The organism is Marinobacterium lacunae (assembly GCF_000705555.1).
GTDB classification, from domain to species: domain Bacteria; phylum Pseudomonadota; class Gammaproteobacteria; order Pseudomonadales; family Balneatricaceae; genus Marinobacterium_D; species Marinobacterium_D lacunae.
Genome location: NZ_JMQN01000039.1, coordinates 13724 through 28016, shown reverse-complemented (window position 1 = coordinate 28016; position 14293 = coordinate 13724). Strand labels below are relative to the sequence as shown.

At 54.5% G+C, this 14293-nt stretch carries 9 protein-coding genes; 7 read left to right on the top strand and 2 right to left on the bottom strand.

The window, feature by feature from the left end; all coding sequences use genetic code 11:
- Positions 1-59 precede the first annotated feature (59 nt).
- From ADIMK_RS12495 to ADIMK_RS12485, 3 genes are read left to right on the top strand one after another with little or no spacing between them, the layout of a single operon-like run.
- The gene (locus ADIMK_RS12495; RefSeq protein ID WP_036188621.1) at positions 60-1208 is read left to right on the top strand and encodes an efflux RND transporter periplasmic adaptor subunit; all 1149 of its coding nucleotides are present in this window, start codon (positions 60-62) and stop codon (positions 1206-1208) included.
- A 10-nt stretch (positions 1209-1218) separates the two neighbouring features.
- Positions 1219-4344, top strand: a complete 3126-nt coding sequence (locus tag ADIMK_RS12490) for an efflux RND transporter permease subunit (RefSeq protein ID WP_036188619.1) — start codon at positions 1219-1221, stop codon at positions 4342-4344.
- Entirely contained in the window at positions 4341-5741 is a 1401-nt protein-coding gene (locus ADIMK_RS12485; RefSeq protein WP_036188617.1) for an efflux transporter outer membrane subunit, read from the top strand. Before ADIMK_RS12490 ends, ADIMK_RS12485 begins: the two co-directional genes overlap by 4 nt.
- A 58-nt stretch (positions 5742-5799) precedes the next feature.
- On the opposite strand, the gene ADIMK_RS12480 is transcribed toward ADIMK_RS12485, so the two are convergent.
- Entirely contained in the window at positions 5800-7383 is a 1584-nt protein-coding gene (locus ADIMK_RS12480) for an MFS transporter (RefSeq protein WP_036188616.1), read from the bottom strand.
- A gap of 155 nt (positions 7384-7538) precedes the next feature.
- On the opposite strand from ADIMK_RS12480, the gene ADIMK_RS12475 reads away from it, so the two are divergent.
- Positions 7539-8759, top strand: a complete 1221-nt coding sequence (locus tag ADIMK_RS12475) for a nucleoside recognition domain-containing protein (protein ID WP_231517048.1) — start codon at positions 7539-7541, stop codon at positions 8757-8759.
- Positions 8760-9229: 470 nt separating this feature from the next.
- Here the strand turns inward: ADIMK_RS12475 and ADIMK_RS12470 are convergent, their stop codons facing one another.
- The gene (locus ADIMK_RS12470; protein WP_036188612.1) at positions 9230-10543 is read right to left on the bottom strand and encodes an ATP-binding protein; all 1314 of its coding nucleotides are present in this window, start codon (positions 10541-10543) and stop codon (positions 9230-9232) included.
- A 393-nt stretch (positions 10544-10936) separates the two neighbouring features.
- Between ADIMK_RS12470 and ADIMK_RS12465 the strand changes: the two genes are divergently transcribed.
- From ADIMK_RS12465 to dcm, 3 genes are all read left to right on the top strand, one after another.
- Complete coding sequence (locus tag ADIMK_RS12465) at positions 10937-11179, top strand: helix-turn-helix transcriptional regulator (protein WP_031214901.1); 243 nt, start codon at positions 10937-10939, stop codon at positions 11177-11179.
- The gene (locus tag ADIMK_RS12460) at positions 11166-12908 is read left to right on the top strand and encodes a DUF927 domain-containing protein (protein ID WP_036188609.1); all 1743 of its coding nucleotides are present in this window, start codon (positions 11166-11168) and stop codon (positions 12906-12908) included. The genes ADIMK_RS12465 and ADIMK_RS12460 overlap by 14 nt, the downstream gene beginning before the upstream one ends.
- A 99-nt stretch (positions 12909-13007) precedes the next feature.
- Positions 13008-14291, top strand: a complete 1284-nt coding sequence (gene dcm / locus ADIMK_RS12455) for a DNA (cytosine-5-)-methyltransferase (protein ID WP_197027532.1) — start codon at positions 13008-13010, stop codon at positions 14289-14291.
- Positions 14292-14293 lie beyond the last annotated feature (2 nt).

Below are 14293 nucleotides of genomic sequence, written 5' to 3'. Positions count from 1 at the left end.
GCCACGCCCGGCGCCCCTTGCAACCCCTTTAATTACCTTCTGAGTTACATGAGGAGATCATGGGAAAAACTATCACGTTGTTACGTAGCTGGCCCTCCAGCCTGCTGATCGGCGGCATCCTCCTGAGCCTGGCTGGATGCCAGGACAAAAGTGACCAGGGCGCCGGCGCCACACCCCCGCCAACCACTGTTGATGTGGTGACACTGCAAACACAGGTAGTCGACATTAGCGAGACCTACGCCGGACGCGTGGCGGCCTACCGCAGTGCCGAGATTCGACCGCAGGTCGGTGGCATTATCCTGGCCCGCAGTTTCGAGGAGGGCTCTCGCGTCGAGGCCGGCGAACTGCTCTACCAGATCGATCCATCCCTGTACAAAGCGGAACTGGCCAGTGCCGAGAGCGAACTGGCTCTGGCTCAGGCCAACGCCCAGAGCGCCCGCCTGCTCGCCGAACGCTACCGCGAACTGGTGAAGAGTTCCGCTGTGAGCCGTCAGGAGGCGGACGATGCAGAAGCGGAATGGAAGCAGGCACAGGCTCAGATTCAAGCGGCCAAGGCCGCGGTTCAGAGCGCACGCATCAATCTGGACTACACCCGCATTACCGCGCCTATCTCGGGCATCATCAGCCGCTCCAGCGTCACCGAAGGCGCACTGGTTTCAGCTGCCCAGAGCAGTGCACTGGCAACTATTCGCCAACTCTCGCCGGTCTACGTGGATATACGCCAGCCTGCAAGCTCGGTGCTGAAAATGAAGCGCAACCGCGATGACCTTACAGCCGATGTGTACGTGCAGTTGGAAGATGGCCTCCAGCTAAGCGAAACCGGCACCCTGAAGTTTTCAGAAAGCAGTGTCGACGAGGGCACCGGCACAGTGAACGTGCGCGCTGAATTCACCAACGGCGATGAGCTCCTGCTGCCGGGCATGTTCGTGCGCGCCAGCGTCGTTGTAGAACATCTGGATGCGGCGGTACTGGCCCCTCAACAGGGGATCACCCGTCTGCCCAACGGCAGCACTCAGGCGATGGTCGTCGACGGCGAAAATAAGGTCGAAGTGCGCCCAGTTGAAGTGGGTCGGGCCATCGATGACAAGTGGGTCGTGCGCTCCGGGCTTTCGGCCGGCGACAAGTTGATCATCGGTGGCCTGCAGAAAGTGGCTGCCGGCGCGACGGTCACGCCGCGTGAACCAACCGCCGCAGGCAACGCCCAGTAAGGAGCTTTTCATGGCACGTTTCTTTATCGACAGGCCCATCTTTGCCTGGGTAATCGCCATTGTCATCATGGTCGCCGGTCTGCTTGCGATCCGGATTCTGCCAATTCAGCAGTATCCGACGATTGCACCACCCTCGGTGGCGATCTCAGCCAGCTACCCCGGCGCCTCTGCCAAAACGCTGGAAGACAGCGTCACGCAGGTCATTGAGCAATCGATGACCGGCCTCGACGGCCTGCTGTATATGTCATCCAACAGCAGCTCATCCGGCAACGTTCAGATCACATTGACCTTCGCCCCGGGTACCGACCCGGATATCGCGCAGGTTCAAGTACAGAACAAGCTGTCACAGGCTGAGCCGCTGTTGCCTCAGGCCGTACAACAGCAGGGCGTCAGTGTTACCAAGAGCAGTACCGGTTTCCTCATGGTAATCGGCCTTGTATCACCCAATGGCACGCTCGACCGGGCGGACCTGGCCGACTACGCGGTCAGCCAGTTGAAAGACCCGCTATCACGGACACAGGGTGTCGGCAGCATCCGTATCTTCGGCGGGCAGTACTCAATGCGCATATGGCTACAGCCGGAGAAGCTCACCTCCTTCGGCCTTACACCGCTGGATGTGAACGATGCGATCTCGGCCCAGAACAACCAGTTTGCAGCGGGCCAGCTCGGCGGCCTGCCTGCGTTCGGCAGTCAACAGCTCAACGCCACAATCATCTCCCAGTCCCGGCTTGAAAGTACCGAACAGTTCGAACGCATTCTGCTGAAGGTCAACAGCGACGGCTCACAGGTTCGCCTCGGCGATGTGGCCCGGATCGAGCTTGGTGCCGAAGATTACTCCGTGACCAGCCGCTACAACGGCAAGCCAGCCGCAGGGCTGGCAATCCAGCTCGCCAGCGGGGCCAATGCACTGGATACCGCCGCTGCGGTGCGGGCACGTCTTGAAGAGCTCAAGCCTTTCTTCCCCGCCGATATGGAGGTGGTGATCCCCTACGATACGACTCCCTTCATCGAGATCTCCATCGACGAAGTGGTCAAGACTCTGGGCGAAGCGATCGTGCTGGTGTTCTTGGTGATGTACCTGTTCCTCGGCAACTTCCGGGCGACGTTGATCCCCACCATCGCCGTACCCGTGGTGCTGCTTGGCACCTTCGGTGTCATGGCTGCGTTCGGCTACAGTATCAATACACTGACCATGTTCGGCATGGTTCTGGCGATCGGCCTGCTGGTGGACGACGCGATCGTGGTGGTCGAAAACGTCGAGCGCGTGATGCATGACGATGGCTTGTCACCGCGCGACGCAACGCGCAAGTCGATGGGGCAGATCACCAGTGCGCTGGTCGGTATCGGCCTGGTGTTGGCCGCCGTGTTCGTGCCGATGGCGTTCTTCCCTGGCTCGACCGGCGCCATCTATCGCCAGTTCTCGCTGACCATCGTGTCGGCTATGGCGCTGTCGGTGATGGTCGCCTTGATCCTGACTCCTGCACTCTGTGCCACCATCCTGAAACCGGCGAAGCCGGGTCATCATGAAAGCGGCGGTATCTTTGGGTGGTTCAATCGCAACTTCAATCGCGCGACGCATGGCTACCAGAGGGGTGTCAGCGGCATTCTCAAGCGCCCGGTGCGTCTGGTCAGCGTTTACCTGATTCTGGTAGCCGGGCTTGGCTACCTGTACGTGAAAATGCCCACCGCCTTCCTGCCAGATGAGGATCAGGGTGTCTTCCTGACGCTGGTTCAACTGCCGGCGGGTGCCACCCAGGGCCGTACGCTTGAGGTGATGAAACAGATCGAGGCGTTCGCCGATCACGAGGAAAACATCGAGTCGCTGTTCACCGTGGCCGGTTTCAGCTTCGCAGGTCAGGGTCAGAATATGGGGCTTGCGTTCATCAGGCTTAAGCCGTGGGACGAACGCACCGAGCCATCCCAGTCGGTGGGTGCCATTATCGGCCGCGCCTGGGGTGCATTCAGCCAGATCCCCGACGCTCGTATCTTTCCGATCAACCTGCCACCGATCTCGGAGCTCGGCACCGCCTCTGGCTTCAACATGATGCTGCAGGACCGCGGCAATATCGGCCACCAGGCGCTGGTGGCCGCCCGCAACCAGATGCTGGGCATGGCCGCCCAGGACCCGCGTCTGACCGGCGTACGCCCGAACGGCATGGAGGATGTGCCAATTTTCCATATCGAGCTGGACCACGAAAAGGTCAAGGCGATGGGGCTGAATATCGATGACGTAAACACTACCCTGAGCACAGCCTGGGCATCGAAGTATGTTAACGACTTCATCGACCGTGGCCGCGTGAAGAAAGTGTACGTTCAGGCCGATGCCGCGTACCGCATGTTGCCGAGCGATCTCGACAACTGGCACGTACGCAACGCCGATGGCGAGATGGTGCCGTTCTCTGCTTTCGCCTCCAGCTACTGGGATTTCGGCTCACCACGCCTTGAGCGTTACAACGGCGTGCCAGCAGTGAATATCCAGGGCCAGGCCGCTGAGGGCTACAGTACCGGCGATGCGATGGCGGCGATGGAGGAGATGCTCGACAAGCTGCCACCGGGGCTGTCCATCGAATGGACCGGCATGTCCTATCAGGAGCGCATGGCAGGCTCACAGGCACCGGCACTCTATGCATTGTCGATGCTGGTGGTATTCCTCTGCCTGGCGGCCCTGTATGAAAGCTGGTCGGTACCGTTCTCGGTGCTGCTGGTAGTGCCGCTCGGGGTACTCGGTGCCCTGACAGCCGCCAGTCTGCGCGGGCTCGATAACGACGTCTACTTCCAAGTTGGCCTGCTGACCACGATCGGTCTGTCGGCCAAAAACGCGATCCTGATCGTCGAGTTCGCCAAGTCACTCTACGATCAGGGGATGGGGTTGTTCGACGCTGCGGTCGAGGCCGCCCGTATGCGTCTGCGTCCGATCATCATGACATCGATGGCGTTCATCCTGGGCGTGACACCACTGGCTCTGAGCAGTGGTGCCGGTGCGGCCAGTCGTCAGGCGATTGGCACTGGTGTAATCGGCGGTATGCTCAGCGCCACCTTCCTGGCAATTTTCTTCGTACCGCTGTTCTACGTACTGGTCATTCGCTTCACCAAGAGCAAACCCGCCCCGGCCAGTGGCGAAGGAGAAACCGCATGAAAGTGATCCCTCTTGCGCTGACCATCGCGCTGCTGGGCGGATGCTCGCTGATCCCTGACTATCAGCAGCCGCAGGTGGACAGCATCAACACCTGGCAGGATGGACAGCCGGCAACGCTGGCTGCCGCTGATACCGGTTGGCGTGACATCTTTACCGACCCGGCCTTGTTGGAGGTAATTTCCCAGAGCCTTGAGAACAACAAGGATCTGAATCTGGCGTTGCTCAACGTGGACAGGTACCGCGCCCAATACCGCATCCAGAGAGCGGAACTGCTGCCCTCTATCGAGGCGTCCGGCAGCGGTACGCGCCAGCGTCTGCCGCAGACCTACAACAGCAGTGGTCAGGACAGCATCTCGTCCAGCTATAGCGCAACGGTTGGGCTGGCCAGCTATGAGCTTGATCTGTTTGGCCGCGTACGCAGTCTGAAACAGCAAGCGCTGGAGAACTATCTGGCGCAGGAGCAAAATCTGCGCGCCACGCAGATCACGCTGGTTGCGAACGTTACGAATGCCTACCTGAACTGGGTGGCCGATCGTGAGTTGCTGACACTGGCCGAGCAGACACTGGCGATCGAAGCCGACAACCTGAGTCTGGTCAAACAGCGCTTCGATCTCGGCGTTGCGTCCGAGCTTGAGTTGTCGCAAGCCCAGGCGGCACTGGAAGATGCCAACGTAACCTTGGCGCGCTACCGGCGCCTTGGCGAGCTGGACCGCAGTGCACTGACCCTGCTGGTTGGCGCACCACTTGGCGCGCAGTGGAACCCGGCCGATAAGATCGACCCTCATGCTGTGGCCGATGTTGCCCCAGGCATACCCTCTGAACTGCTGACACGCCGGCCGGATATTTTGGCCGCCGAACATCAACTCAAGGGGGCCAACGCCAATATCGGCGCCGCACGCGCGGCCTACTTTCCCAGTATCAGCCTGACCGCTAATGCGGGCTCTATGAGCCGTGACCTGAGCAACCTGTTCGAAGCCGGCAGCGGCAGCTGGTCGTTCATGCCCAGCATCAGCCTGCCGATATTCAACGCCGGACGGCTCGATGCAGAGCTGGACACCGCCAAAATCGATCGCGATATCGCGCTGACCCAGTATCAGCAAGCCGTGCAAAGCGCCTTTACTGAGGTATCCGACGCGCTGACCGAGCGTGACGGCTACGCGGTTCAGCTGGCGGCACAGGAGCGGGCGGAAGCGGCCTACACCCGCTACTTCAACATCGCCGATCAGCGCTACCACAACGGCGTCGACAGCATGCTGACGCGACTGGATGCACAGCGCAATCTGGTGGCCAGCCAGCAGGCCAGCATCAGTGCACGCCTGGCGTTGATGCAGGCTAAGGTGGATCTCTACCGTGCGCTCGGAGGTGGCTGGCAGGAGCGCAGTTCAACCAACCCGTAGTTCACATCTCCACCGCCTGTCCCCGAGCGTGGGGGCAGGCGGCTTTCCCTGTTTATCGCTAACTGGCACTGACCATCTCCTTGATCACACGCGCCTCATCATCATCGGCACCGTAAAGCAGCCCCTCCTCCAGCAGGCTGTTGATACGCTCCTTATGCAATGCAAATAGCTCATGCAGAGAGCGGGCGATCTCCAGCCGCTGCTCAGGGTAGAGCTCAACCAGATGCTTCATCAGCTCGCCCGACTGTTTTGGCAACGCCAGCACCATCTGCGTGGCCACATCCGCCGGGGCCAGTGCAGCGCTATCCAACGCCGTATGGATCAGCTCAGAGGGGTCGCTCGGGTGTTGCCGCAAAGCAACCAGCAACAGCTTCAGCGCCGGATCGTTGATCTCGGCCAGGCTGTAATCCAGACGCGGATCGAACGCGCTAGCCCCCAGGGAGCTGGCCTGCGTCGTCACCTGATAAGGGCCACTGGCGGACAGGCGCTCGGTGCGAATAAAGAATCGGCGCACCATGAGGAAAACCACTACCGCGGCGTGTACCGCTATCAGGTAGTAATACAGCCAGATGATCTCGAACTGACTCATCAGGAAGCCGGCGATCACCGGCCCCAGCACACCGCCTATACCCAACAGAATCTGCAACGTACTGGTGGCGGGCATCGCCTCCTTGAGATCGATGTGGTCGAACACCTGTGTGACGGCCAACGGGAACAGCGCCACGCCCGATCCACCCGACACCAGAAACACCACCACCAGCAGCGGTACCGGTATGGCGTGAAAATAATCCAGTACGATCAGCAGATTACTCACAACGCCCAATACCATCAGCCCCGCCGCCACCGTACGCTTATCGAACCGGTCCGCCAGCCAGCCAGTCGGGTATTGGGTCAGCAAACCGCCAAGCTGGTAGGAGCCCAGAATCAGCGCCAACCATATGCCACTGAAGCCGCGCTCATAGGCGTAGAGCGAGATCAACGACACACTGGCAGCGCTGATCAACCCTGCACAGAACGACGACAGGGTGCCCGAGGGCGAGTAGTTCCACAGCTGCCTTGGCGACATCGGCCGCGCACGATCGGGCACTTCCGGCACAGGTATTCGGCTCATTGCCATGATGATCAGCGAAAGTGACAGAAACAGACCGATCAGCCCGAACAGGCGTGGGTCACTGTCGACCGACAGGTTGAGCAGGAAAGGGGCGCTGCCAAAGCCGATCGCGATACAGATCTGGTAGAAACTAAAAACCTGCCCACGATTACTGCTGTCGGTCAGCACATTGAGCCAGCTCTCCAGGGTGATAAAGCCGGTGACAAAACAGAAGCCGGCCAGAAGACGCAGCAGGCCGGTAAACCAGACACTGTCGACGTAACTGTGACCGACGGCGATGATCGCCAGTGTCGCCGCCATGCTGGCGAACGCCCGGATATGCCCCACCCGCTGCACCGCCCTGGAACCGAACAGGCCCGCCAATATCGCACCGGCAGGGTACATACTCATCGCCAGACCGATATCGGCGGTGGTGATCCCCTGCTCACTCATGCGGATCGGCAACAAGACAAAAAACAGGTTAAGGCTGACCGCATAGGCACTGATGGCAAGCAGGATAGGGCTGATCCTGTGTAGAAGTGTTGGCTGCATGTCTCGGCTCCGTTCAGATCTCTGGGCGGCACCGGCGTGATTCGCGGCGGCATATGGTTACAAGCAAAATCCGGACCTGTACAGAGATCCCTATTTCGTGTGTTTTGGTATGCTAGAACAGAACGCGCCTTTGCGGGATGTATAGGGAGCATAAAGTGAATCAGGTCTGGGCCGCTCTACTTCTGATCGGAATCGCGGTTGCCGCTGGACGTTGGCTCAATGGCGATACCGCCGTCCTGCAGGCTGTCGTCGACAGCAGCTTCGATATGGCACGGCTATCGGTGGATATCGCCATCGGTCTGGTCGGTCTGCTCGCACTCTGGTCAGGCCTGTTCCGCATCGCCGAGCAAGCCGGTCTGTTACAGGGTATCAGCCGACTGCTCTCACCGCTGTTCAATCGCCTGATGCCGGAAGTACCGCCAGGGCACCCTGCTCAGGGCGCTATCACCATGAACCTGGCGGCCAACATGCTCGGGCTCGATAACGCGGCCACGCCGCTGGGCATCCGCGCGATGCAAAGCCTTCAGACGCTAAATCCTATCAAGAACACCGCCAGCAATGCCCAGATCCTGTTCCTGGTGCTGAACACCTCGTCAGTCACCCTGCTGCCGGTGACTATCTTTATGTACCGCGCCCAAGCAGGTGCCGTCAGCCCGACCGATGTATTCGTGCCGATTTTGCTGGCTACCACGGCGTCGACGTTGGCGGGACTCCTTGCTGTAATGGCGATCCAGAAAATCAAAATGGACGCCGTTATAGTGGCTTGGCTCGCGGGGCTGGTCGCCTTGATCACCAGCTTCGTTTACTGGCTGGGCGGACTGCCGGTGGAGCGCCTTTCGGAGGTCTCAGCGGCGTTGGCCAACAGCCTGCTGCTGGCGGTGATCGCACTGTTTCTGATCACCGGACTGGTGCGCAAGGTCAGGGTATACGATGAATTTATCGAGGGCGCCAAAAGCGGCTTTGAAACCGCCGTCATGCTCATCCCCTACCTGGTCGCCATGCTGGTTGCTATCGGGGTCTTCCGCGCCAGTGGCGCGCTGGACAGCCTGGTGTCGGCCATCGCCGCGGTGCTAGGCTGGATGGGCATCAGCACCGCATTCGTCGACGCCCTGCCAGTGGCCTTCATGAAGCCCTTCAGCGGCAGCGGATCCCGCGCCATGATGCTGGAGACCATCAATACGCTCGGCGTAGACTCACTGGCCGGTCGTATCGCCGCAATCATGCAGGGCTCCACCGAAACGACCTTCTATGTGCTCACGGTCTATTTCGGCGTCGTCGGCATCACCCGCATGCGTTATGCACTCTGGGCCGGCTTACTTTGTGATGTCGTAGGCCTGACCACCGCCATTGTCGTGGGTATGTGGTTTTTCGGCTAGGGTCATTCAATATTCTGGATCTGCTCATTGAGTAGCGGTCTAGACCCTCAAAAAATCAATAAGTTACCGAAAAGAAACCGTTCAAAAATGCCTGTTTGCCCACCAAACTGCCCACCACTTGCCTATGGCTTTTACTAAATCTTAGTGGTTAGCAATGGAAAAACAGTGTCGTTTTTATGCTGCTGTTAGAGCTAAAACATAGCAGTTTTGAAGGGCTTTATCGAGCACGATTTCCGTCAACATAGCTTTGCCATTTTTTCACTAGTTCTACGCGATAGTAATGAGTCAGCAGAAAGCTCACTTAGCCTGAAATGGACATTATGATGTCCATTTTAATAGAAATAAGCTCAATATGGATACTATGGTATCCAAGAGAGATAAGACTGAGTGTCGAATGGTAAGCATCAGGTCTACAAATTGTTATCCCTAAGGTAACTTTGTGTAGACCTTCGGGGCTAGGCAACGCGCTTTTACCACCTCTTTGGTAAATACTGCGTGAAATACAAAGGCATCACGATATTGGTTTGTTCTAACGCTGAAGAGCCTTGTGTACCCGTTAACTTAAAGGTTTTATTTGGAGTACATTTTTCAACGTAGGATGCCAACGATTTTGCTCTTGTACGTTTACCACTTTTGACTTCCACAGGGATGATATCGCCTTCATCGGTCGCCAAAATAAATTCGATTTCGGCGCGGGCGTCATTCCATGAATAGCTTGGGTCAACGCCAATAGCTGTGAGCTCTTGTTGCACAAAGTTTTCAGCCACATAGCCTTTGTATTCATAGTTTTGTTGCTTAATCTCTTTATAACTGCTGCCCAGCATATGATTGAGCAGGCCCACATCAAACAGAAATAGTTTAACCATATTGTCTTTTTTATAGGCCGCCAACGGAGATTTAGGTAATCCTTCAATAGGGTAGTTTGGCAAAGCTAAGCGGCAGCAGTTAAGCCAATGGATCGCGGTTTCAAAATCGCTATAACGAGATTTACGCTCATGCACATGCTTAAATTTAAAGCGTTTAACTGACTCATCGCTGACAAGTGATAGCTGGGCTGGAATGCTATTAAACACCGATTCAATCAGTGTGGCATCGACCTTGCCCGCGTACTTACCGAAATCGCGGCGATAACCTTCAACTAAATCGGCATGAATTTTTGTGACTTTTTCAACACGCTCTAGAATGCTTGAATCCTTAAACTGATACCAAGCAGAAACGGCTTCCGGCATACCACCGGTAAAAAAATAGTCGGTTAGTTTATCCATCAATTTAGTGTGCACCGCCGGTGTGCTTGCTTGACTATCAAATGCTTTGATCAGTGCTTGCTCGTTGGATGCGTAAATAAATTCTTGGAAGGTCAGTGGTCGTAAATTGTATTGTTCTACCTTGCCCACAGGGAAGGTGTTGAGCAAACCAATATTTGAACCGCTGGCTGCGACAAAATAGGACGGTGCTTTTTCGGCAAAATACTTCAGCGAAGTTACGGCTCGTTCACATTCGCCAATTTCATCTAATATCAGCAAGTCGGTGTCTGGATTGAACGCTTGGTTGGTTAACAACTCAATGTTCATTACTAGCTCGTCAGGTGACAACGAGCCATCGAACGCTTCTTTGTATGCTGGGTTTTCAAGGAAGTCGATACGAAGGATGTTGGCAAAGGTATTCCCAAACAACTCTTGCAGTAGATAGGTTTTACCTGTTTGTCTTGCGCCATCGATCAATAATGGCTTGCGCACAGGTTGACTTTTCCATGCTATTAGGGCGTTGAGTAAGTTGCGCTGCATTGTCATTTCCCGCCAATTTAGACTGTTAACTGCCTGTAGTATAACTCAGTCTACACTTTTACGCGCAGAAAAGTGTGATATTTTACATTTTTATGCGCGTAAAAGTGTTGTGGCGTTCTAATTGAGCAAGACTCTCCCTTTTTGATAAAGCTTTTGGCACTCATCCCTTGGGCTTTTGGGGCAGTCTGGGCAAAGCCTTAGTTCACGCCACTTAGGCACACACTAGCCCTGCCCACAGGGTATTTATGACTTGGGGCATTATGTAAATTCTGGGGCAAGTAGCTACTTGTACCCTCAGAAAGCTGCACGATCCGGGCATTTATCTGCCTACTGCGTCCGTTTAGTACTGGCAAACTCCTAACTGAACTTAACAGATCAGTGAGGAAGCAAACGATGAACCCAACCACACAATCACCCACAAACTCAGTACACCCAGCGCGTCAGCAGCGGATTTTGCGCTTGCCCGAGGTAAAGGCAAAAACAGGCTTTGGCCGCAGTACCATTTATGCCCTGATGGCCAGCGGTGAATTTCCGCGATCCATTCGTATTGGTGCGCGTGCCGTGGGCTGGTTAGAAAGCGATATCGACCAGTGGATTGAAACCCGCCGTATCGGTGCTGCTTATGGCCGTGGATAAACCATCAGTATCAACCCCGTTACCTGCCAATGAGATAAATAACAACATGCCAACGTTACCGGCTGGTTTTGCCTATAACGCGCAAAACTGGCTGGTGATGCAACCGGCAGGGCAAGATAGCCCAGTTAAAATCTGCTCTTGGCTGCAAGTGGCTGCCCGCACCCGCGATCCACAAGGGGACAACTACGGCTATTTATTGCACTGGTTAGACGATGACAATCGCCATCGCTATTGGGCCATGCCCGCAGAACTCTTAGCCGGAGACGGCAGCGAGTACCGTCGAATCCTACTCAGCCGAGGCATGCGGCTGAGTAACAGTGTCAAAGCGCGGCAGTTGCTCTCGTTGTTTATTCAACAAATGGGCGAGCTGGCCACGCAAAAGGCCATTAGCGTAAACTGTATTGGCTGGCATCACCACGCTTATGTGCATCCGCGCCTCACCTTTTACCCAAGCGAACACAGCAACAACCCGCGCATGGTGCTGCAAACCATGCACCCGATAGAAGGCTTTATTCAACAAGGCAGTAGCGACAGTTGGCGGCAGCACGTTGGCCGTTATTGTCTGGATAACCCGCTATTAATCGTTGGCGTTTGTGCTGCACTGGCTGCGCCTTTGTTGCACTTGTGTGGGGTGGATGGTTTTGGTTTACACCTCTATGGTGCCAGCAGTACTGGTAAAACCGCAGCGCTGTATCCGGCATTATCGGTGTGGGGCGAACCTAATCAACTGCGCCACAGTTGGCGTGCCACGGCCAACGGTTTAGAAGGCACAGCATTAGCGCATAACGATGCCTTGCTGGCGCTCGATGAAATGGGCGAAGTTGACCCAAAAGAGGCAGGTGATGTCGCTTACATGCTTGCCAATGGCCAAGGTAAAACCCGTGCAGGCAAATACGGTGAAATGCGCTTACCCGCCCGTTGGCGCTTGGTGTTTTTATCCACTGGCGAAGTGACGCTTGAAAGCCATCTTGCCGGTATCGGCAAGCGCGTAAAAGCTGGCCAGCAAGTGCGAGTGATTGATCTCAGTGCCGATGCCGGCGCGCAAATGGGCGTGTTTAACCAGAGTCATGGTATCAACGCCGCCGATTTAGCCGATCACCTAAAACAGCAAAGTCGCCAACATTACGGCTGCTTGGCCTTGGACTGGTTACGGTATTTAACGCAGCACAGCGCGCAGGTGCGACCCGTTTTTCAAAACGTACGCCAACGTTTTTTAGCTAGCTTACCAACCGAGGCTGACGGCCAAGTGCGCCGAGTAGCCGAAAAGTTTGCCTTACTGGCTAGCGCAGGCCTGTTAGCCATTCAAGCCAAAGTGCTCGATTGGCCAGCCCAAAGTGTCGAAGCCGCCTGTTTAAGCCAGCTTAACCAATGGATACTTGCTCGCGGTGGTGTAGCCGCCAATGAAGATCAACAAGCCATTCGCCAAGTGCGCAGCTTTATTGAGCAACATGGCGAAAGCCGCTTTACGCCTAAACAAATTGGTTACAGCAGCCAAGTACGCCAACGAGCAGGGTGGATAGATGTCACCGGCCCACAAACCCTCTACCTGTTTTACCCAACTGGCTGGCGTGAAGCCACCGAAGGCCTCAGCCCAGATCGCGCCGCCAAAGCACTGATGGCCGCAGGTTACCTAATCCCCGATGGCAACCGGCCACAGCGAAAAGTCAGCCTACCTGACAACACTCGCCCACGAATGTACTGCGTAAAAGGCAGTATCTTAGATGATTAGCGCCAGAATTACAGTTGACGTCTTATCATTAACTGATAACATACGATTTGTTTATTTATCTAGTATTAAGGGTGTTTTGTGTCAGAGGTGGGTATAGACGTGACTAGCTGTATTATTGGTATTAAAGGTCAAACTCCAAGTTCCACAAACCAAGTAGATGTTTGGTTTGACTCCCTTAAATCAATTGCATCGGTTCTATCTGAAGAAAATCAGCATTTGCTAAAGATTATTGCAGATAAAAAACCAGAAAATATTACAGAGCTATCTGAATTAACTGGGCGAGCAGTAAGTAATCTTTCTCGAACTATTAAAACGTTGGAGAAACATGGGCTCATTAATATTGAGAGCTTTGGGAAAAGTATTAGGCCGAAGATTAAGTATAGTAATTTCAATATATTATGTGATTTGAGTTTTAGTGGTGGAAAAAAAGATTTGTTAGAAAATAAATTTACTTTGGTCTCAATGTTTACAGGTGTTGGTGGGCTAGATATGGGATTTGAAGGAGGCTTTAAATACAAAGATAAATACTTTGAAAGTCAACCATTCTCAACCCTGGCTGCTTATGAGAAAGATGAAAAGTGCGTAGAAACAATAAAGAAGAATTTAGATATACCTATTAGCCAAGTGGAGTTATCTGAAGAGCTTGTTAATGATTTTCCAAGTGCTGATGTGTTAATAGGTGGTTTTCCATGCCAAGACTTTAGTTCTTGTGGCCCTAAAAGAGGTCTTAGTTCTGACAGGGGGCAGCTATACAAAGTTCTAGTTAAATATATGCAACATCACAAACCTAAAATTGTATGCGCTGAAAATGTTCCTAATTTAGCTCGAATGCAAAAAGGTGCTGTGCTAGAAACTATAGTTAATGATTTTAGCGAGCAAGGTTATAAAGTCCAAGTTTGGGATCTTTTTGCTCCGGATTATGGTGTGCCGCAAAGCCGTAGAAGGCTGTTTTTTGTTTGTACCAGAAATGATCTTGAAGGCGAGCCACTAAAACCAGAACCAAAATTTGTTGGTATGCATCGCGGAACAAAATGGGCAATCGAAGATTTGGAAAAAGTTATTGATGAGACCATTCCTAATCAAAGCCAGTATTTCAAGGCATCAAAAGCCAAGAAAGGCAATGGGCAAGGTGATGAGCACTGCAAAGCAGATGAACCATCATACACAATTAGGGCAAACGCTAAGTCTAGAGTCCAATTTCATTATGAATTAGATAGAAGGCTAACGATCAGGGAGTGTGCTCGTCTACAGACGTTCCCCGACTCTTTTGTTTTTCCTCATTCTGCTACTTCAAATGTTATGCAAATAGGTAATGCAGTCCCACCTATGTTGTCATATGAGGTGGCAACATCAATCAAAGAATTTTTATTAAAACAGGATTGATC